An 18591-nucleotide genomic window follows, 5' to 3' on the forward strand; every position below is an offset into this window, starting at 1 on the left:
TACGAACGCCGCCCACCCGGCCGATGGTTGAGGCGGTCATTCGACCACGCCCCGCCGGTACGGCCCCCACGCCACGAACCGCTCGAACAGCTCGCGCGGCGTGGGCCCGTCGTGCGGGTTGAGCCGGAACAGGTCGTGGGTCGCCTCGTGGTAGAGCCCGGACAGGTAGACGGCCAGGTCGACCGGCTGATCGGCGTACTCGACCTTGAGCAGCAGCCGGGCCTGGGCGCACGGCCACGGCGACCCGCAGGCCCGGCAGAGCCAGAGCGGGCGCAGCGGCAGGTGCGGCGGCCGGTCCGGCGGATAGGCGCGCGGCCGGTCCGGATGCGGCCCGAGCCGGGGTACGGGAAGCTTCGCGCCGCTCATCACGACCTTCCTTGTCACGGGATCCGGGGTGGGGCCGCCCCCGACATCGGGGGACTCGGGGGCGGCCCCGGTGGCGGGCCGGACGGGAGGCGGCCCACCGGTGACAGTCTGTTGAGGACGGCACTACCCTCGGAAGGGTTTCGGTCGCTCTGGGTGCTCGCTGAGCAGGGCCGGAGCCGGGCGCGGGAGAGCGTGGGAAGCCGTGCGCGGAACTGGGTGGAGACAGGGGAGAGCATGGGCGGGTCATGGTGGGACTTCATTGCCGGTGAGCTGCGCCAGGCCCGCCTCCAGGCCGGACTGAGCCAGGAGGATCTGGCCAAAACTGATCAATTACTCGGCGTCCCATGTGTCCGGCGCGGAGACGGGGCAGCGCGCGCCGAAGGCTGACTATCTGGCCGCGATGGACCAGGCGCTGAGCACGGGCGGAATGTTCGGCCGACTGCTCCGCCACGCCTCGCTCGTCCAGGGAGCCCCACCATGGATGCGCCCATGGATCGACGACGAACGGGCGGCCAACCTGTTTCGCTGGTACGAGCCGGCCTACGTTCCGGGCATCCTCCAAACCGAGGCATACGCACGGATGACGCTGGCGGACAGCATGCTGAGTGCCGAGAAGATCGAGCAGCGGGTCGGTTCCCGGCTCGGACGGCAGGCGATCCTCACCCGGGAGGAGGACCCGTGCCCGCTCGTCGCCGTCCTCGACGTCATGGTGCTCCGTCGCCCCCTCCGGGGGCACGCGACGCTCATGGGTCAGCAACTCGCCCATCTGGTGAAGATGGCCGAGCTGCCACACGTGCAGATCCTGGTGGTGCCGGAGGAAGCCGGGCTCTACCCTGCGTTGCAGGGCGGCTTCATCCTCGCCAGCCTGAGCGATGGCTCGGTGGTCGCGTATCTCGACCAGCAGATCCGCGCGCAGGTGATGCACCGGACCGAGGACATTGCCAGCTTGCATCGGCACTGGGAGGCGGTCCGGGGAGAAGCCCTGTCCCGCCGACAGTCCCTCGACCTCATCAAGGAGGTGGCGCGATCATGGATCTGACCGGTGCCCGGTGGCGTAAGTCGACCCGCTCGGGATCGAACGGTGGCGCCTGCGTCGAGGTGGCCGACAATCTGCCCGGCGTGGTCGGCGTGCGGGACAGCAAGGACCCGGCCGGTGCCGTGCTCACCTTCACTCCGCGGACCTGGCGCGCCTTCGTGGCCTTCGCGAAGCGGGCCTGACGCCGCCCCGGATTCTCAGCCCAGCCGGCGGGCGAGCCAGGGGAGCAGCGCGTCGCCCTGCAACCGCTGGAACGCCCGGACCGTGGGGATGCCGGGCGGGGGCGGCTGGCGGGCGCCGTCCAGGAAGAAGCCGGTGAACCCGGCCAGCACCCCGGTCAGGTCGGCCGGGTCCACCTCGGTGGCGAGCGGCAGGGCGGCCAGCAGCGGCCCCGGGTCGTGAGCGCCGTACACCTGCACGTTGACCAGGACCAGCAGGCTGTCCAGCCAGGCCGGCCCGCGGCACGCCCACGGCCAGTCGACCACGGTGACCGTGCCGTCCGGGCCGATCAGCAGGTTGTCGGCCCGGATGTCGAGATGGCAGAGGGTGTCGCCGGTCAGCGCGGCCAGCCCCCGGTCGGCGGCCGCGCACAGCTCGGGCAGCCGGGCCCGGGCCCACGGGTCAAGGTCGGCGGTCGGGTCGTCGGCGAGCCGCCGCCAGCCGCCGAAGTCGTACCCGAGTTGCTCGGTCGCGGTGGTGACCACCGCGGCGGGGGCCGGGGTGAGCACCGCGGCCATCGCCTCCAGGGTGGACAGCACGGCGGCCAGCTCGCCGGCGTCCCACGGAGTGACCGGGTGGCGGCCCTCGACGTCGGTGAAGACCAGCGCGATCCAGTCGCCGTCGTCGTGGCTGCCGAGCAGCCGGGGCGCCGGCGCGGCCGGCGGCAGCGCGGCGGCGATCCGCGCCTCCGCCCGGTGCAGCGTGGGGCTGCGGTCGTTCTGGGCCGGACTGACCGCCTTGACGAAGGCCCGCCCGCCACCGGCGGTGCGCACCCGGTCGGCGGTGCCGGGGGAGAAGCCGCCGTGCTGCGACTCCGCCGCCACCACCCGGTCGCCGAGGATCTCCTCGACCGCGGCGCGGACCGGCCCGGGCAGGTCGGCCCAGCGGATCCGGCTCTTCGTCAGGCTGGTCACCGCCCCACCGTGCGCGACGCCGCCCGGCCGCGGCAACCGATTACCGCGCCCCGGCGGTGTAGCGGAGCACCACCACGCCGGTGTCGAACGACCGGGCCCCGGCCAGGGTGAACCGGGTCGGCGTGAATCCCCGGTCGGCCAGCGGGATGCCGCTGCCGGCCACGACCGGGTTGAGCTTGACCACCAGCTCGTCGACCTCGTCGAGGAGTTGCCCGGCGAGCTGCCCACCGCCGCAGAGCCAGATGTCGCTGCCGGGCTGCTCCTTCAGCTCGCGGACGAAGGCCACGGGGTCGCCGGCGACGATCTCGACCTGCGGGTCGTCCGACGGGGGCAGCGAGCGGCTGAAGACGTACTGCTTGAGGTGCGCGTAGGGGCTGGCGACGCCGAGCTTCAGCGCCGGGTCGTAGGTGGCCCGGCCCATGAGCACGGCGTCGAAGCGGCCGGCCGGCGGCGAGGCGATGCCGAGCTGGGCGTGGGCGAACGTGGGGAAGGTCTGGGGCCACTCGGCGGTCAGGTGGGCCGCCACGTCGGGCTCCAGCGGGAAGAAGTCGTAGGACCCGTCGGGGGCGGCGATGAAGCCGTCGAGGGTGCTGGCGACGTAGTACACGAGCTTGCGCAAACCGACTCCGATGTCCGGGATCAACCACGACGGCTGTCGTGGTCGGATGAGAATGTACAACACCTGTCGTGGTTATTGCTAGGGTGCTGCCATGGCCAGGAATCCGGAACGCCGTACCCTGCTCGCCGACGCCGGGTTGCGGGTCCTCGCCGCCGCCGGGGCGCGGGGGCTGACCCACCGGGCGGTGGACGCCGAGGCGGGCGTGCCCACCGGCACCGCCTCCAACTACTTCCCGTCCCGGGCGGCGCTGCTCGCCGCGCTGGCCGAACGGATCTTCGACCGGATGGCGCCCGACCCGGCGGTGCTGGCCGACCTCGGCGGGCGCGAGCCCTCGCTCGCGCTGGTCACCGACTACCTGCGCTACATCGTCGAGCGCACCACCCGCGAGCCCGACCTCATCCGGGCCCTGTTCGAACTGCGGCTGGAGGCCTCCCGCCGGCCCGAGCTGCGGGCCGCGCTCGGCGACGTGCTGCGCCGGGGGTACGCCGACGACGTCGCCTTCCACGTCGCGGCCGGGCTGCCCGGCGGCGCCTTCGAGATCGCCCTGCTGCACTATGCGGTCGACGGGCTCCTGCTCGACCTGCTCACCACCTCGATCGACGCCGGGTTCGACGTCGACCAGGTGGTCTCCGCCCTGGTCTCCCGTCTGGTCGGCGAGGCCGGGCGCCGGAGCTGAGCCGAGTCCGGGCAGGCTGCCGCAGGGTCCCGGGCCGACGGCCGACCGGCGAGGAGTCCGAGCTACCCGGCGTCGCGGGAGGACCCGGCGGTCTGGGACCCGGCCGAGGGCCCGCGCAGGTGCCGGACCCGCTCGTCGTCCCGGCGCAGCGCCGCACCGAGGGCCCGTAGACCCATGTAGAGGGGCATCGAAGCGCCGGCCGCCACGTCCTCCGGCAGGCAGTCCAGGGAGTCCGGGTCACGGCGGAGCCGTTCCAGGTCTATCTGGCAGTCGACGGTCAGGCGCTGGACGTACGGCGTCTCCACCAGCCGCACGTCGGTGTCGTGGAGATCGTCCGAGGAGACGGCGAGCATGGTCAGGCCCACGTACTCCGGCTTGGCGCCCCGGTTGAGCCACCGGAAGTAACCCAGCACCGAGGTCCGGCCGAGCTGGTGCGGGGCGAGATGGCTCTCCTCCATCAGCTCCCGGCGCATGGCGGCGGCCAGGAACTCGACGAAGGATTCCTCCGGGGGTCGGTCGTGCACATCGGTCAGATCCACCGAGCCCGAGCCCGCCGGCGCGGCGAGCCCACCGCCGCTCACCGTGGCCTTGGGCTGCTGCCAGCACAGCACGAGCTTCCGGTCAGTGGTCACCGCGAGCGTGGACACCCCGATGACGTTCGCCAGCCTGCTCTCGGAGAGTGTCAACAGCCGCCCGTCCTCCGCGTAGGGCAGCCGGCTGCCGTCCAGGTGGACCGTGCCGGTCCGGCGGTCCACCACCCGCCACCCGAAGAGGTAGTTGGAGCAGATCAGGGAGTAGTAGTCGGTGCCGCTCAACCGGACCTTGCCGGTCCGAAGCAGTTGCGGCGTCAATTCGTCGTTCTGGCGGATCAGCCGCCCGTTGAACATCGTGCCGCGGCGGACCCGGGCGGCCAGGATCGCTCCGGTGTGGGCGGCCACCCGCTTCGGCAACACGTGGCGGTCGGCCGTCCAGAAATAGCCCGCGGGGGCGTCGTGCAGGGCCTCGTCCACGTCGGGCCGGCACCACGCCACCTCGCTCCGGTCGGTGGGAAGCCGGACCAGGCCGGCCGGGGCCACCACGGGCGGTGTGGGTGTCGTTCGGCTCCGCACGAGCGCCACGCTGCCCCGGCGCAGGGCCGCCCATTCCGGTGCCAGCAGGATCACGGACAGCAGCACCCCGGCCAACCCGGCCAGCAACGCCGGCACCGATCCGAGCGGAGTCGACACCAGCCCCAGCAGGCCGAGCAGGAAACTGACCAGGGCCGCGTACCAGGTCCACCGGTTCCGGGCCAGCGCGAGCCGCAACTGCCACCGACTGCGGACACCCACCAGCAGCAACCAGAGTCGCGCGTTACGCAGCTTGGGGGCTGACAGCCTTGCCATCTCGCCCTCCTGTCCCGCCGCGAACCCTCCACCGCGGGCGCAAACGCTAGCGGAGAACTTCCCGACCGGCTGTCCGGTTTCGGCAGGGGCCGCCGCAGGCATGTACCCCAGCCCGCGGGGAACGCGGGCCGGGACGCACCTGGGGAGGAGCGACGATGACGGATGGCGCCGGACTGACCATCGGTGTGCTCGGCTCGTACGGCGGTCGCAACCTCGGCGACGAAGCAATCCTCACCGGCCTCCTGGCCGACCTGCGGCAGCAGGAGCCGAACGCCCGGATCATCGTCTTCTCCCGGAACCCGGCGCACACCGCACTGGAGCACCCGGACGTGGAGGCGGTGCCCTGGGAGGGCGTCAGCCGGGTCGACTCGGCGGCGGTCCTGGCCCAACTCGACCTGCTCGTGCTCGGCGGCGGCGGGATCCTTTACGACAAGGAGGCCCGGCGCTACCTGCGGGTGGTCCGGGTGGCCCAGGAGCGCGGCCTGCCGCTGCTCACCTACGCGGTCGGGGTGGGCCCCCTCGGCGACGCGGTGGACAGCGTGATGGTGCGGGAGACCCTGGGCCAGGCCACCGAGGTGACCGTGCGCGACCAGGAGTCCCGGATGGTGCTGGAGGAGGCCGGGCTGCTGAACCCCATCACCGTCACCGCCGACCCGGCGTTCCTGCTCACGCCGGAGGAGTTCCCGGAGAGCTGGCTTCGCGAGGAGGGCGTGCCGGCCGGCAAGCAGCTGGTCGGGCTGAGCGTCCGCGAACCGGGCCGGGCGGCGGAACGCCTCGACGTCGACGGCTACCACCGCCTGCTCGCCCAGATCAGTGACTTCCTGGTGCACCGGATCGACGCGTACGTGCTCTTCGTGCCGATGGAACGCGACGACATCCGGCACTCGCACGGCGTGATGTCGCACATGATCGCCGCCGAGCGGGGCCGGATCCTGCACAACGACTACTCGCCCCGGCAGGTGCTCGGCCTCATGAAGCACTTCGACCTCGCGGTCGGCATGCGCCTGCATTTCCTGATCTTCGCGGCCATGATGGGCACCCCGTTCCTGCCCCTGCCGTACGCCGGAAAGGTCTTCGACCTGGCCCAGCGGCTCGGGGTGCCGGCGCTGCGCGGCGTGGAGCGTGAGGTGGAGGGCCCGCTGCTGGCCGAGGTGGACCGGTTGTGGGACGAGCGCGACGCGCGGGCCGACGAGACCGCCCGGCGGGTGGCCGCCGTGTGCGAGCAGGCGCGGGGCACCTCCCAGGTCACCCGTGGTGTGCTGGAGAGCATCCGGTCGCGGACGCAGACCAGGGTCACGGCCTGAGCGACGTCAGGCCGCCGGCCCCCGAAACGTGTAGACCCACCCGCGGTCGTGCTGGTCGTCCGACTGCAGCTCGTAGATCTGGGCGTGCGCCAGTCCCTCCGGCCCGACGTGGTGGTGGGTCAGCGGCGGGCGTCCGTTGCTGTCCAGCTCGACGGTGACGGTCTCGCCGTCGGCCGTGCCGCCCATCAGGGGGATCTGCACCGTGGATGCCATGCGCCCATCCTGCCCCGGGGATCGCCGCTGCGCAGCGGGATGCGGGGGCAGCGGGCCGCCGGTCCCGGCGATTAGGGTCCGGGGATGGCGGAACCAACGATCGACCCCACCCTCGGTCCGGTCCTCGCCCGCACGGGCGACGAACGGGCCATCCTCGAATCGTTTCTCGACTTCCACCGGGACACGGTGCTGCGCAAGGCACGCGGCCTCTCCGACGCCGAGGCCGCCCGCCGCCTGGTGCCCTCCCGCACCACCCTCGCCGGGCTGCTCAAACACCTCGCCCTGGTGGAGCGGAACTGGCTGCCCTGTCTGTTCGCCCCCGAGCCCGGCGACGTCTACCTCACCAGCGAGGCGGAGGCCGAGGCCAGCTTCACGCTCGACCCGGGCGAGACCGTCGACGGGCTGGCCGCCGCCTACCGGGCCGCCTGCGCCCGCTCCCGGGCCGTCGCCGCCCGGTTCGACCTCGACCACGTGGTGCCGCACCCGCAGCTCGGCGAGGTGTCGCTGCGCTGGGTGCTGGTGCACCTCGTCGAGGAGACCGCCCGGCACGCCGGGCACGCCGACATCCTGCGGGAGCTGACCGACGGCGAGACGGGGGCGATCTGACCGGGCTCAGTCCCGGGGCAGCAGGCCGGCCGGATACTCCATGCCGTCGTGGGTGCAGGCGGCCGCGGCCACCCGGGCGGCGTAGCGGGCCGCGTCGAGCGGGGTGGCGCCGCGCAGCCGGGCGGCGATCAGGCCGGCGGCGAACGCGTCGCCCGCGCCGTTGGTGTCGACCACGGCCGCCGGCGGGGTGGTGGCCGGCACGTGGACCGGCGGCGTGTCCGGGCCGTGCAGGGTCGCGCCGGCCGCGCCACCGGTCACCAGCACCGTCCGCCGCGCCAGCCCGGCCGCCACCTTCCCGACCCGGTCGCCCAGCCGGACGTCGCTGACGAAGACCAGGTCGGCCGCGTCGGCGAAGGGCCGGTGGTAGTCGTTCTCGCCGTCCCAGTCGTGCAGGTCGGTGGAGAGAGACACACCGGCGCCGAGGGCGGCCCGCAGGGTGGGCAGGACGGCCCGGGCCCAGTCCATGATCGACACGTGCACGTGTGCCGCCCCGCGTACCAGCCCGGCCAGCTGCGCCTCGGCGAACGGCGCCGGGCCGGACCACGGGCGCGGGTCGTAGAGGGACATCCGGCGGCCGGCCGGGTCGACCATGTTCACCGAGCGGCGGGTGCCGGCCGGCGCGTCGGCCAGCACGGCACGTACCGAGGTGCGGGCCAGCGCCGCCCGGACCACGTCACCGGCCGGGTCGGCGCCGAGCACGTCGACCAGCGCCACCCGCAGGCCGAGGGCGTGCGCGGCCAGCGCCACCCCGGCCCCCGTGTTGCCGACCCGCAGCTCGATCGGGGGCACCGCCAGCGAGTCGGCGGCCGGCAGCGGCAGGGCGGGCACCTGGGCGCGGATGTCCACGCCCAACCCGCCGATCACGAGCAGATCGACCATGGCGCCGACAGTAGTCCGCACCGGCCGCCTATCCTGGCCCCGGGCGTCGTCGAGGGGGAGTGCGTGCGGGTCATCCACGGGTTGTGGCTGTCCGGCCGTGGGCTGGCCGTCTGGGCCGAGGACAGCACCCTGCCGGCCCGCGCGCCCCGCCGGTCGGGCCGCGCCCCGCGCGAGCGGCCGCACCCCTTCGCCGCCGACCACGCCGCCCTGGCCGCGGCGCTCGGCGGCCCGCCGGGCGTGCCGGCCTCCGTGCTGCTCGACCTGCCCACCCGGGCCAGCTCGCCGCTGGACTCACCCGAGCTGGTCCGGACCACCGTCGGGGAACCGGTCCGCGGCCCGGTCACCCGCGCCGGCTGGCGCGCCCCCGCCCTGGTGTACGCCCCGGACGCCGCGTTCGCCCTGCTCCGGGCGCTCGAACCGGGGGAGGCGGTGGCCGGGGCGAGCCTGCGCCACCTGGCCGAGCTGGCCGACTTCGCCGCCGACCTGGTGACCCGCGGCCGGGTGCTGCCCGGGGTCTCGGACGCAGCCCCCGACACCACCGCCTCCGGCCCGGACGAGCGGCGATCCGGGCCAGGCACGGCCCCGGCCGAGGACGCGATCCGTGCCGAGGACGGCCGGCGGGGCCTGCGCGCGGTCGACGACTCGGACGTGGTGACCGCGTGGGCCCTCTGGCGTCCGCTGCTCACCGGCACGGACGCGGCCTGGGCCCGCTCGCTGGCCCTCGCCCTGCCCCCGGCCGCCCGCGCCGCCCGCGAGTGGCGCCCGGTCGCGGGGGGAGCCGTGATCGCGGTGGGCGGGGCCGAGCCGGGGGAGCTGGTGGCCGAGGTGCTGGATGCGCTGGTCGACGCCGCCGCCCGGGCCGCTCTCGCCGACACCCGGCTGCCCCGGGGCATGCGCCCGGGCGGGCCCGTGCCGCCCTGGCTGGCCGCGCTCACCGGCCCGGAGCGTGCCTTCGCCGCCGAGCCGGCCGCCCTGGACACCCTGCGGGCCGAGCTGGACGCCTGGCAGCGCGACGCCGCCGGCGGCCCGGTGCGGGCCGCGTTCCGCCTGGTCGAGCCGGCCGCCGACCCGGTGGCCGAACTGGTCGAGGGCGACGTCTGGCGGGTCGAGTTCGGCCTGCACCCGACCGACGAGCCGGGGCTCGTGGTCGACGCGGCGCACATCTGGCAGCGGCCGGCGCCTGCGCTCGCCGCCCGTGGCGTCGACCCGCAGGAGACCCTGCTGGCCGAGCTGGGCCGGGCCAGCCGGCTCTGGCCCGAGCTGGACGCCGCACTGCGCACCGCCGCCCCGGAGGGGATGGAGCTGGACGCCGACGGCGCGCACCGGTTCCTCCGGGAGGGGGCGCCGGTGCTGCACGGGGCGGGCTTCGGGGTGCTGCTGCCCTCCTGGTGGCGGCGCTCCTCCTCCCGTCTCGGCGCGCGGCTGCGGGCGCGCAGTCGGACCGCGCCCGGCACGGTGGCCGTCGCCGCCGGGGGGCTCGGGATGGACGCCCTGGTCGACTACCGCTGGGAGGTGGCCCTCGGCGACCAGCCGCTGACCGCCGAGGAGCTGGCCTCCCTGGCCGAGCTGAAGTCGCCGCTGGTCCGGCTGCGCGGCCGCTGGGTCGAGCTGGACCCGCAGCGGCTCGAAGCCGGGCTGCGGCTGCTCCGCTCCTCGGGCGAGCTGACCGTGGCCGACCTGCTGCGGATGGGGCTGGCCGGGGCCGACCGGCCCGGCGAGCTGCCGGTGCTGGAGGTGGCCGCCGACGGCGCGCTGGGCGAGCTGCTGGCCGGGGAGGCGGAGCGGCGGCTCACCCCGGCCGACCCGCCGCCCGGGTTCGTCGGGACGCTGCGGCCGTACCAGCGGCGGGGGCTGGCCTGGCTGGCCTTCCTCCAGTCCCTCGGGCTGGGCGGGATCCTCGCCGACGACATGGGGCTGGGCAAGACCGTGCAGCTGCTCGCGCTGCTCGCCGGGGACCCGCCGGCGGCCGGGCCCACGCTGCTGGTCTGTCCGATGTCGCTGGTCGGCAACTGGCAGCGGGAGGCGGCGACGTTCGCCCCGGAGCTGCGGATCCACGTGCACCACGGCGCCGAACGGGCCCGCGGCGAGGCGTTCGCCGCCGCCGTGCACGCCGCCGACCTGGTGCTGACCACCTACTCGGTGGCCGCGCGGGACGCGTACGAGCTGGCCGGGATCGACTGGCACCGGGTGGTGGTGGACGAGGCGCAGGCGATCAAGAACGCCTCCACCCGGCAGGCCGAGGCGGTGCGGTCGCTGCCCGCGCGGCACCGGGTCGCGGTCACCGGCACGCCGGTGGAGAACCGGCTCGCCGACCTCTGGTCCATCATGCAGTTCGCCAACCCGGGCCTGCTCGGACCGGCCGCCACCTTCAAGAAGACGTTCGCCGAGCCGATCGAGCGGCACGGCGACGCCGAGGTGGCCGAGCGGTTGCGCCGGATCACCGGCCCGTTCGTGCTCCGCCGGCTCAAGACCGACCCGTCGATCATCACCGACCTGCCCGAGAAGCTGGAGATGGAGGTGGTCTGCAACCTCACCGCCGAGCAGGCGGCGCTCTACCGGGCGGTGGTCGACGACATGATGGCGAAGATCGAGTCCAGCGACGGCATCGAACGCCGCGGGCTGGTGCTGGCCACCATGACCCGGCTCAAGCAGGTCTGCAACCACCCCGCCCAGCTGCTGCACGACGGCTCCGCCCTGCCCGGGCGCTCCGGCAAGCTGGAACGGCTGGAGGAGATCGTCGACGAGGTGCTGGCGGCGGGGGAGAAGGCCCTGCTCTTCACCCAGTACGCCGAGTTCGGCGGGATGCTGCGCGGCCACCTGTCGGCGCGTACTGGTCGGGAGGTGCTGCTCCTGCACGGCGGGGTGGGCAAGGCGGAGAGGGACGCCATGGTGACCCGCTTCCAGTCCGCCGCGGGCCCGCCGCTCTTCGTGCTCTCCCTCAAGGCCGGCGGCACCGGGCTCACCCTGACCGCGGCGAACCACGTGGTGCACGTGGACCGCTGGTGGAACCCGGCCGTCGAGGACCAGGCCACCGACCGGGCGTTCCGGATCGGCCAGCGCCGCCGGGTGCAGGTCCGCAAGTTCGTCTGCGCCGGCACGGTGGAGGAGAAGGTCGCCGCCATGATCGCCGACAAGCGGAGCCTGGCCCAGCGGGTGGTGGGCAGCGGCGAGCAGTGGGTCACCGAGCTGTCCACCGACACCCTGCGCGAGCTGTTCGCGCTGGAGTCCGGGGCGGTGGTCGAGTGACCACACCGGACGGAGGATCGCGCTTCGCCGAGTTCGGGCCGCCCCGGCGGGTGGAGGGCGGGCTGAAGGCGCGCAGCACGAAGGGCGCGATCGGGCGCTCCTGGTGGTCCCGCCGCTTCCTGGAGGTGCTGGAGTCCTTCGCGCTCGGCACCCGGCTCACCCGGGGCCGGGCGTACGCGCGCCGGGGGCAGGTGCTCCGGCTGGACGTCGCCCCCGGGCTGGTCACCGCCACCGTGCAGGGGTCCCGGCCGGATCCCTACCCGGTGCGGATCGGGCTGGCCACGTACCCGGACGGGGTGTGGGAGCGGATCGAGGCGGAGCTGGCCGGGCAGGCGTTCTTCAGCGCCCGGCTGCTCGCCGGTGACCTGCCGGCGGAGCTGGAGGAACTGTTCGCCGCGGCGGGCGCGCCGCTCTTCCCGGCCACCGTCGGCGAGCTGGGCCAGCACTGCGGCTGCCCCGACTTCGCGGTGCCGTGCAAGCACCTCGCGGCGACCTTCTACCTGCTCGCGGAGGCGTTCGACGCCGATCCGTTCCAGCTCCTGCACTGGCGTGGGCGGTCCCGGGGCGAGCTGCTCGACCGGCTGCGTACGCTGCGCGGCGCCGCCACCCCCGGCGGCGCACCGGCCGGCCCGGCGACGGCCCCGGACGGGCCGGTCGCGCCGGCGGACGCGGACTCCGTGCCGGCGCCGCCCGTGGCCGGCGCGGGACGGGTGCTGGTGGGGCTGCCGGCGATCCCGCCGGACGACGAGGTCGACCGGTTCTGGGTGTCCCCGGTGGCGTTGCCGGACCGGCCGCCCACCCTGGCCACCGGACCGGAGCTGCTGCTGCGCCAGCTCGGCCCGCCGGGGGCCGCGATCGGCGGCCCGGGCCTCGTCGAGCGGCTCCGCCGGGCGTACCGGGAGTTCGGTCGCGGTGAGGCCGGGTCGGGCGACCCGGGCTGACCGTCGCCGGCGGCGCCGCGGTCATAGCCAGCGTCGGCGGAACCGCCACATGAGGCCGGCGTTGGCGACCAGCACCACGGCGCAGATCGCGCCGGCCAGCCGCCCGGCCAGTACGGTCATCGCCGGCAGCGAGGCCCACAGCACGATCGTCAACAGCATCAGGTACCGGCCTCGGCGGCCCCGGGCCCGGTGGTCGAGCCGGGCGAAGAACTGCGGGTCACTTTCCCGCAGCTGGCGGGTGATCTGTTCGAACCTGCGCTGATCCTCTTTGCTGAGCATGGCGGTGCCTTCCCCTCACGGCTTCAGCGGTTCGGCGGCATACCCGAAACGGAGGCGGGTCACGCGCTGCTCCCACCGCTACTTTCGGCGGGGTCGGACAGGCTCGGACGCACCGGTCGGCGACCTCAGCACAGGCTTATCCGTGCCTTAAGTTTCCCTCAGCGGTTGAACGCCTCCTGCAGCGTCGCGACGGGCGGAAACGTCACGTCCGGGCGGGGACCGCCCGGGTCGGCCCTGCTCCGGACGCCGCGGGGCCGGGACGTTCGCACCAGCCGCCGGGCAGGCGGCCTGAGCACCGTCTTAAGTGCCCTCACGGTCGCCGTCGGCGTGCCTTGAGCACCCGGAGGCGCGTGGCTACTTTCCCGTAGCAACTCCTCCGGCAACCGTCGCCGCCCCTCCGCCCACCCCCTGGGTGGCAGGCGTGCCGGCGCTCGAAGAAAACGGGAAGCTACATGGCCGACCTGAACGTGCCACCGCGTCGACCCCGGGACGACCGCGGCTGGGACGGATACCAGCACCCCCATCCGGACGGGTACCGCGACAACGCCATGCCGTACGCCGGTCCCGGCGGCTACGCCACGCAGGCGCCTCCGGCGGCCGGCCCGCAGTGGGTCGGGCCCGACGGCTTCGCCGGTGGCTACCCCCAGCAGCCCGGCGGGTACGCCCCGCCGCCCGGTCCGGGACTGCCCAACCTGGACGACGACGGCGAGCCGCGCCGCGGCCGGCGGCGGGCCCTCGCCGCGCTCGGCGGCGCCGCGGTGGTCGCCGGTGGCGCCGCCCTCCTGTCGCCGCAGATCCGGGGTCTGTTCTCCGACGCCCCGGTGGCCGGCGACGCGACCGGCACGGTGGTCACCGACGGCACCGCCGCCCGCCCGAGCGGCCAGCAGCCCAGCACGGTGCGCACCTACACGGAGCAGAACGAGAGCTACATGGGCTCCCGGGCCGGCGCGGCGCTCAAGCGCAACGCCCCGTCCGGTGGCCGCGTCTTCGCCAGCCCGGCGGCCGCCGCGGCGGCCACGCAGGTGACCGTCAAGACGGTGCTCGCCAAGGACCCGATCCGCCACCTGGCCAGCCGGACCACGTTCGGCGCGACGCCGAAGGTGCTCGCCGACATCAAGCGGCTCGGCATCGACGACTGGCTGCGCCAGCAGCTCCAGCCGGAGAAGATCGTGCCGACGAAGGCCGAGTTGAAGCTGGCCGAGCTGCCCACCCTCAAACTGACCCCGACCCAGCTGCGCGACCAGCGGGACCAGCTCAACGAGCGGGGCGCCCAGCCGGAGCGGGAGACGGTGGACGCCACCATCGCCCGGCAGATCTGGTCGGACCGCCAGCTCTTCGAAGTGATGGTCGACTTCTGGAACGACTTCCTGCACGTGGCCGCCGACTTCGACGGCGGCGAGATCTACCGCAACTCCTTCGACCAGGACGTCATCCGCAAGCACGCGCTGGGCAGCTACCCCGAGATGCTGGTGGCCGCCAACAAGCATCCGGCGCTGCTCATCTACCTGAACCAGACCGACTCGCGCAAGGACGCGGTCAACGAGAACCTGGCTCGGGAGAACCTGGAGCTCTACTCGGTCGGCGTCGACGGCGGCTACACCGAGAAGGACGTCCGCCAGGCCGCCATGCTGCAGACCGGGCGGGGTGTCGCCGACGGCAGGTACCGGTTCTTCCCGGAGCGGCACTACCTCGGCAAGGTGAAGATCCTCGGGTTCAGCCACGCGAACAACTCGGCCGACCCGAAGGTCGCCGACAAGGTGATCGACCAGTACATCACCTACATCGCGCTGCACGCGTCGACCGCGCGGTACGTGGCAAGCAGCCTCGCCACCCGGTTCGTCTCGGACACCCCGCCGAAGTCCCTGGTCGACCGGCTGGCCAAGGCGTACACGACCAACAAGGGGCAGATCCGGCCGGTGCTGGCCACGCTGTTCAGCTCCTCGGAGTTCTGGGCCTCGGTCGGGCAGAAGGTCCGCCGCCCGATGGAGTACCTGGTCGCCACCTACCGGTCGCTGGGCGTCGGGCCGGAGGCGTCCGCGGGCTTCGACGGCGACAAGCGGCGCACCCCGTTCGCCCAGGGGCTGCGGCAGATCCAGGACAAGCTGCGCGAGCTGGGCCAGTACCCGATGGGCAAGCCCACCCCGGACGGCTACGCCGACGTCTACGTGGCCTGGACCTCCGCCGGCACCATGGTCGACGGCTGGAACGAGGCCGGCGACCTGATCGCCGCCTACCGCAAGCAGTTCACCTATGTCCGGCCGGAGAAGCTGGTGGCGAAGCCGCCGGCGGCCGCCGGGGCGTACGTGGACGCGCTGGCCCAGCGGCTCGTGCACCAGAAGCTGAGCGCCAAGGAGAAGGCCCTCGTGCTCGGCGTCGCCGGGGTGTCGGCCGGCACCAAGGTCGACGCCACCTTCAACGGGGCCATCGCCGCGGTCGCGCGGACGATCCTCGCGTCCCCCCAGCACCACCTCCGGTGAGGCATTCGATGGAGATGACCGTGAACCCGTACCCCCTGCACCCCGAATGCCCCGACCTGCGGCGGCTGGCCGACAACCCGGCCGAGGCGCTGCTGCGCGCGGAGGCGGACATCGTCGCGGCCGAGAACGCCGCCGAGGCGGACCGGTACCGCCGGCTGGAGGAGCTGGAGGAGGCCCAGCAGGACGGCCGGGGCGTCACCCGGCGTACCTTCGTGGCCGGCGCCGCGGCCACCGCGACCGCCCTGGCCACCGCTCAGTTCGTCACCACCTCGGCGTCCTTCGCGGCGACGAAGACCGGCACCCTGATCCACGTCTTCCTCTACGGCGGGCTGGACGGGCTGAGCCTGGTCGCCCCGGCCGACGACCCGGTGCTCAGCAAGACCCGCCCCGACCTGCTGCTCGGCAACGACTCGCTGGCCCTCGGCCGTGGCTTCAAGCTGACCAGCGCGTTCGCCCCACTGGAGCAGTGGCTCAAGGCCGGCCAGCTCGGCTTCGTGCCGGCGGTCTCCGACCCGCGGCTGTCCCGCAGCCACTTCCAGGCCGCCGACGCCTGCAACCTGGGCGGCCTGCCCGGTGAGACCGGCGGCCGGGGCTGGCTGGACAGCCTGGTCGACACCCTCGGCAAGGGCACCGCCTTCCGCAGCGTCGGCATCGGCAGCACGCTGCCGCGCTCGCTGGTCGGCGTGAACGGCGCGATCTCCCTCAACAACGTCGGGGAGCTGCGGCTCAACGGCGACGACCGGTACCGCGCCGCGACCGAGAAGGCGATCCGTGGCCTCTTCACCGGGATCAACCACCCGGTGGAGGAGGCGGTGATCGAGGGCATGGGTGCGCTGACCACCGCGCAGAAGCTCGCCGCGAAGCCGTACGCGGCCGCCGCCGGGGTGAAGTACGAGGGCGTCGGGTACGCCTTCCAGCAGCTCGCCCAGCTCATCAAGGGCGGGGCGAACGTCCGGGTGGCGACGGTCGGCATGGGCGGCTACGACACCCACGAGAACCAGGGCACCCGCGAGGGCGGCCAGCTCTGGCGCCGGCTCAACGAGCTGGCCAACGCGATGGCGGCGTTCTTCACCGACCTCGGCGACCGGGCCGCCGACGTGACGGTCATGGTGTCCAGCGAGTTCGGCCGGCGGGTCGCCTCGAACCAGGGCGGCACCGACCACGGGCACGGCGGGGTGGTCACCATCCTGTCCGGGCGCAAGCTCGCCGGCTCGCTCCTCGGCACCTGGAACGGGTTGAACGATCTGGACAGCGGAGACGTACCCGAGTACAACAACATGTTCAACGTCTACGGGTCGGTCGCGCAGGGACGGTTCGGACTCACGACCGCGCAGGTGGACAAGGTCTTCCCCCGGCAGAAGTACACCCCCGTGAAGCTGTACGCGTGACGTATCAGGACACCTGGGCCGTCGGCCGCCGCAGCGGGGCATCCGCCCCGTACGGCGGTCGTCCGGCTGCCCCCGTACCCCCGGGTCGGCCGCGTCGCGGGCCCGGTGGGCGGCGGGCCCTGGCCGCCGCCTTCTGGCTCGGCCTGGTCGCCGCGGTCCTGCCCTGGTGGCTCGCCACCCCGCCCGGCTCGCTGGCGGACACCACCCACGTGCTCACCGCGGCCGGCCGGATCACCGGCCTGGTCGCCGGCTACCTGCTGCTGGTCCAGGTGCTGATGATGAGCCGGCTCGGCGTGCTGGAGCGCTGGCTGGGCGGCGAGCGGCTGTCCCGGGTGCACCGGGACCTCGGCGCCACCCTGCTGGTGGCGGTCCTCGCCCACCTGGCGCTGCTGGTGGTCGGCTACGCCCGGCTGGAGCGCAACTCGATCCTCGGCCAGGTCGGCGCCCTGCTGACCCACTACGAGGACATGGTCTCCGCCTTCGTGGCGACCGGCATCATGGTGGCGGTCGGCTGCACCGCGATCCGGGGCGTCCGCCGGCGGCTGCCCTACGAACTCTGGTACCACCTGCACCTGACCAGCTACCTCGCCCTGCTGCTCGGCTACGGGCACCAGTTCAGCAACGGCGCCCAGCTCTACGAGCCGGGCCCGGTGCGCACCGGCTGGATCGCCGCGTACCTGCTGGTGGTGGCCGCGCTGGTGTGGGGGCGGCTGATCGCGCCGCTGCGCTTCAACCTGCGGCACCGGCTGCGCGTCGCCGACGTGGTGGCGGAGAGCCCGGACACCGTCTCGATCTACCTGACCGGGCACCGGCTCAACCAGATCGACCTGCTCGGCGGCCAGTACTTCCGCTGGCGCTTCCTCAGCCCCGGCTGCTGGTGGCAGTCGCACCCGTTCTCGCTCTCCGCGGCCGGCAACGGCCGCTGGCTGCGGCTCACCGTGAAGGTCGTCGGCCGGCACACCGCCGACCTGCGGGATCTCACCCCGGGCACCCGGGTCTGGGCGGAGGGGCCGTCCGGCACCTTCACGGCGGCGCACCGGACCCGGGAACGGGCCCTGTTGATCGCCGGCGGCAGCGGCATCGGCCCGCTGCGGGCCATGCTGGAGGAGCTGCCGCCCGGGGCGGCCCTGATCTACCGCGCCCGCACCCCGGCCGACGTGCTGCTGCACAACGAGCTGGACTGGCTCGCCCAGGCCCGGCACACCTCGGTCTGGTACGTGGTCGGCTCCCGCGACGACCCCGGCCCCCGTCAGGTGATGAGCCCGGAGGGGCTGCGCCGGCTGGTGCCCGATCTGACCCGACGCGACGTCTACCTGTGCGGCCCGGGCGGCCTGGTCGAGGAGGCCGTGCGGGTGCTGCGCCGGGCCGGGGTGCCGCGCCGGCAGATCCACCTCGCCACCTTCGAGCTGTAGAGAGGCCCCGCCCATGCGTCGCGCGCTCCTCGCGATCACCGGCCTGGCCGCCGGCACCACCGCGCTGGTGGTGCTCAAGGGCGCCCCCGGAACCGGCCAGGCCGCCCAGGACCGGCCGGTCGCCGAGGCCCCGGTCGCCCCCGGCGGCTCGGCGGCACCCGAGCCGACCCCGGGCGGCGGCACCCCCTCGACCCGGCCGAGCGCGTCGGCGAAGCCGACTGCCAGGGCGACCGCCAGCCGCACCCCCGGCAGCCGCGGCGGCACCACCGCCCGGGCCACCACCGCCGCGCCGCGGACCACCACGAGGGCGCCGAAGGTCACCACCCGCACCGTCACCGGCCCGACGGTCGCCTACCGCTACGGCTCCCTGCGGGTGCAGATCACCCTGAGCGGCAGCCGGATCGTCGACGCCACCGGCCTCGACATGCCGGTCGGCGGGCAGGAGGGCCTGCGCGCCGACGACGTGCAGGCCCGCTACAGCGGCAGCTCGGGCGAGGTGGTCGCCAAGCAGAGCGCCAACCTGAACACCGTCTCGGGGGCCACCTACACCAGCACCGCCTACAAGCAGTCGCTCCAGGCCGCGCTGGACAAGGCGTGAGCGTGGCCGCCGCGGCCCGGCCCGGCCTGCGCCGGG

17 protein-coding genes and 1 pseudogene are annotated in these 18591 nt (G+C 74.3%); 11 read left to right on the forward strand and 7 right to left on the reverse strand.

Going from position 1 to position 18591, the window contains the following annotated elements:
- Positions 1-36: 36 nt before the first annotated feature.
- Entirely contained in the window at positions 37-366 is a 330-nt protein-coding gene (locus tag ACFYPD_RS23485; RefSeq protein WP_387117195.1) for a hypothetical protein, read from the reverse strand.
- A 234-nt stretch (positions 367-600) separates the two neighbouring features.
- Between ACFYPD_RS23485 and ACFYPD_RS23490 the strand changes: the two are divergent.
- Both ACFYPD_RS23490 and ACFYPD_RS23495 read left to right on the forward strand, forming a co-directional pair.
- Positions 601-1405 (forward strand): annotated as a pseudogene (locus ACFYPD_RS23490) (helix-turn-helix transcriptional regulator).
- Entirely contained in the window at positions 1396-1584 is a 189-nt protein-coding gene (locus ACFYPD_RS23495) for a DUF397 domain-containing protein (RefSeq protein WP_387117198.1), read from the forward strand. The pseudogene ACFYPD_RS23490 and the gene ACFYPD_RS23495 overlap by 10 nt, the downstream one beginning before the upstream one ends.
- Positions 1585-1599: 15 nt before the next feature.
- Here ACFYPD_RS23495 and ACFYPD_RS23500 read toward each other — a convergent pair whose 3' ends face one another.
- Together ACFYPD_RS23500 and ACFYPD_RS23505 are read right to left on the reverse strand one after the other, a co-directional pair.
- Positions 1600-2535, reverse strand: a complete 936-nt coding sequence (locus ACFYPD_RS23500) for a phosphotransferase family protein (RefSeq protein WP_387117201.1) — start codon at positions 2533-2535, stop codon at positions 1600-1602.
- A 40-nt stretch (positions 2536-2575) separates the two neighbouring features.
- A complete protein-coding gene (locus ACFYPD_RS23505; RefSeq protein ID WP_387117204.1) occupies positions 2576-3154 on the reverse strand; it encodes a dihydrofolate reductase family protein in 579 nt (192 codons plus the stop codon).
- 91 nt (positions 3155-3245) lie between these two features.
- Here ACFYPD_RS23505 and ACFYPD_RS23510 point away from each other — a divergent pair, with 91 nt between their 5' ends.
- Positions 3246-3830 carry a TetR/AcrR family transcriptional regulator gene (locus ACFYPD_RS23510; RefSeq protein ID WP_387117207.1) on the forward strand — a complete coding sequence of 195 codons (585 nt, stop codon included), beginning with the start codon at positions 3246-3248 and terminating at the stop codon, positions 3828-3830.
- A 62-nt stretch (positions 3831-3892) separates the two neighbouring features.
- On the opposite strand, the gene ACFYPD_RS23515 is transcribed toward ACFYPD_RS23510, so the two are convergent.
- The gene (locus tag ACFYPD_RS23515; protein ID WP_387117209.1) at positions 3893-5212 is read right to left on the reverse strand and encodes a hypothetical protein; all 1320 of its coding nucleotides are present in this window, start codon (positions 5210-5212) and stop codon (positions 3893-3895) included.
- A 155-nt stretch (positions 5213-5367) separates the two neighbouring features.
- Between ACFYPD_RS23515 and ACFYPD_RS23520 the strand changes: the two genes are divergently transcribed.
- Complete coding sequence (locus ACFYPD_RS23520) at positions 5368-6516, forward strand: polysaccharide pyruvyl transferase family protein (protein ID WP_387117212.1); 1149 nt, start codon at positions 5368-5370, stop codon at positions 6514-6516.
- A 6-nt stretch (positions 6517-6522) separates the two neighbouring features.
- Here ACFYPD_RS23520 and ACFYPD_RS23525 read toward each other — a convergent pair whose 3' ends face one another.
- On the reverse strand, positions 6523-6729 hold the full coding sequence (locus tag ACFYPD_RS23525; RefSeq protein ID WP_387117215.1) for a hypothetical protein: 207 nt from the start codon (positions 6727-6729) through the stop codon (positions 6523-6525).
- Positions 6730-6813: 84 nt separating this feature from the next.
- Between ACFYPD_RS23525 and ACFYPD_RS23530 the strand changes: the two genes are divergently transcribed.
- Entirely contained in the window at positions 6814-7335 is a 522-nt protein-coding gene (locus ACFYPD_RS23530; RefSeq protein WP_387117218.1) for a DinB family protein, read from the forward strand.
- A gap of 6 nt (positions 7336-7341) precedes the next feature.
- Here the strand turns inward: ACFYPD_RS23530 and ACFYPD_RS23535 are convergent, their stop codons facing one another.
- Complete coding sequence (locus tag ACFYPD_RS23535; protein WP_387117220.1) at positions 7342-8214, reverse strand: carbohydrate kinase family protein; 873 nt, start codon at positions 8212-8214, stop codon at positions 7342-7344.
- Between the two features lie 63 nt (positions 8215-8277).
- On the opposite strand from ACFYPD_RS23535, the gene ACFYPD_RS23540 reads away from it, so the two are divergent.
- Positions 8278-11460, forward strand: a complete 3183-nt coding sequence (locus ACFYPD_RS23540) for a DEAD/DEAH box helicase (RefSeq protein ID WP_387117223.1) — start codon at positions 8278-8280, stop codon at positions 11458-11460.
- Positions 11457-12401 (forward strand): hypothetical protein, encoded by a 945-nt coding sequence (locus tag ACFYPD_RS23545; RefSeq protein WP_387117226.1) that lies wholly within the window; start codon positions 11457-11459, stop codon positions 12399-12401. The genes ACFYPD_RS23540 and ACFYPD_RS23545 overlap by 4 nt, the downstream gene beginning before the upstream one ends.
- 21 nt (positions 12402-12422) lie before the next feature.
- Here ACFYPD_RS23545 and ACFYPD_RS23550 read toward each other — a convergent pair whose 3' ends face one another.
- Complete coding sequence (locus ACFYPD_RS23550) at positions 12423-12680, reverse strand: DUF3040 domain-containing protein (protein WP_151461528.1); 258 nt, start codon at positions 12678-12680, stop codon at positions 12423-12425.
- A gap of 452 nt (positions 12681-13132) precedes the next feature.
- On the opposite strand from ACFYPD_RS23550, the gene ACFYPD_RS23555 reads away from it, so the two are divergent.
- The 4 genes from ACFYPD_RS23555 to ACFYPD_RS23570 are packed head-to-tail and all read left to right on the forward strand — an operon-like array spanning position 13133 to position 18555.
- The gene (locus tag ACFYPD_RS23555) at positions 13133-15157 is read left to right on the forward strand and encodes a DUF1800 domain-containing protein (protein ID WP_387117229.1); all 2025 of its coding nucleotides are present in this window, start codon (positions 13133-13135) and stop codon (positions 15155-15157) included.
- A gap of 8 nt (positions 15158-15165) precedes the next feature.
- Positions 15166-16545 carry a DUF1501 domain-containing protein gene (locus tag ACFYPD_RS23560; protein ID WP_387117232.1) on the forward strand — a complete coding sequence of 460 codons (1380 nt, stop codon included), beginning with the start codon at positions 15166-15168 and terminating at the stop codon, positions 16543-16545.
- Entirely contained in the window at positions 16542-17957 is a 1416-nt protein-coding gene (locus ACFYPD_RS23565; protein WP_387117235.1) for a ferric reductase-like transmembrane domain-containing protein, read from the forward strand. Before ACFYPD_RS23560 ends, ACFYPD_RS23565 begins: the two co-directional genes overlap by 4 nt.
- A 13-nt stretch (positions 17958-17970) precedes the next feature.
- On the forward strand, positions 17971-18555 hold the full coding sequence (locus tag ACFYPD_RS23570) for an FMN-binding protein (RefSeq protein WP_387117238.1): 585 nt from the start codon (positions 17971-17973) through the stop codon (positions 18553-18555).
- Positions 18556-18591: the final 36 nt, after the last annotated feature.

Source organism: Micromonospora sp. NPDC005299, from assembly GCF_042872345.1.
GTDB lineage: Bacteria > Actinomycetota > Actinomycetes > Mycobacteriales > Micromonosporaceae > Micromonospora.

What these genes read in the sequence shown, in the direction of transcription:
- ACFYPD_RS23485 (WP_387117195.1), bottom strand. Translation starts at nt 366, where the DNA reads ATGAGCGGCGCGAAGCTTCCCGTACCCCGGCTCGGGCCGCATCCGGAC.
- ACFYPD_RS23495 (WP_387117198.1), top strand. Translation starts at nt 1,396, where the DNA reads ATGGATCTGACCGGTGCCCGGTGGCGTAAGTCGACCCGCTCGGGATCG.
- ACFYPD_RS23550 (WP_151461528.1), bottom strand. Translation starts at nt 12,680, where the DNA reads ATGCTCAGCAAAGAGGATCAGCGCAGGTTCGAACAGATCACCCGCCAG.
- ACFYPD_RS23520 (WP_387117212.1), top strand. Translation starts at nt 5,368, where the DNA reads ATGACGGATGGCGCCGGACTGACCATCGGTGTGCTCGGCTCGTACGGC.
- ACFYPD_RS23530 (WP_387117218.1), top strand. Translation starts at nt 6,814, where the DNA reads ATGGCGGAACCAACGATCGACCCCACCCTCGGTCCGGTCCTCGCCCGC.
- ACFYPD_RS23560 (WP_387117232.1), top strand. Translation starts at nt 15,166, where the DNA reads ATGGAGATGACCGTGAACCCGTACCCCCTGCACCCCGAATGCCCCGAC.
- ACFYPD_RS23525 (WP_387117215.1), bottom strand. Translation starts at nt 6,729, where the DNA reads ATGGCATCCACGGTGCAGATCCCCCTGATGGGCGGCACGGCCGACGGC.
- ACFYPD_RS23535 (WP_387117220.1), bottom strand. Translation starts at nt 8,214, where the DNA reads ATGGTCGATCTGCTCGTGATCGGCGGGTTGGGCGTGGACATCCGCGCC.
- ACFYPD_RS23515 (WP_387117209.1), bottom strand. Translation starts at nt 5,212, where the DNA reads ATGGCAAGGCTGTCAGCCCCCAAGCTGCGTAACGCGCGACTCTGGTTG.
- ACFYPD_RS23555 (WP_387117229.1), top strand. Translation starts at nt 13,133, where the DNA reads ATGGCCGACCTGAACGTGCCACCGCGTCGACCCCGGGACGACCGCGGC.
- ACFYPD_RS23510 (WP_387117207.1), top strand. Translation starts at nt 3,246, where the DNA reads ATGGCCAGGAATCCGGAACGCCGTACCCTGCTCGCCGACGCCGGGTTG.
- ACFYPD_RS23570 (WP_387117238.1), top strand. Translation starts at nt 17,971, where the DNA reads ATGCGTCGCGCGCTCCTCGCGATCACCGGCCTGGCCGCCGGCACCACC.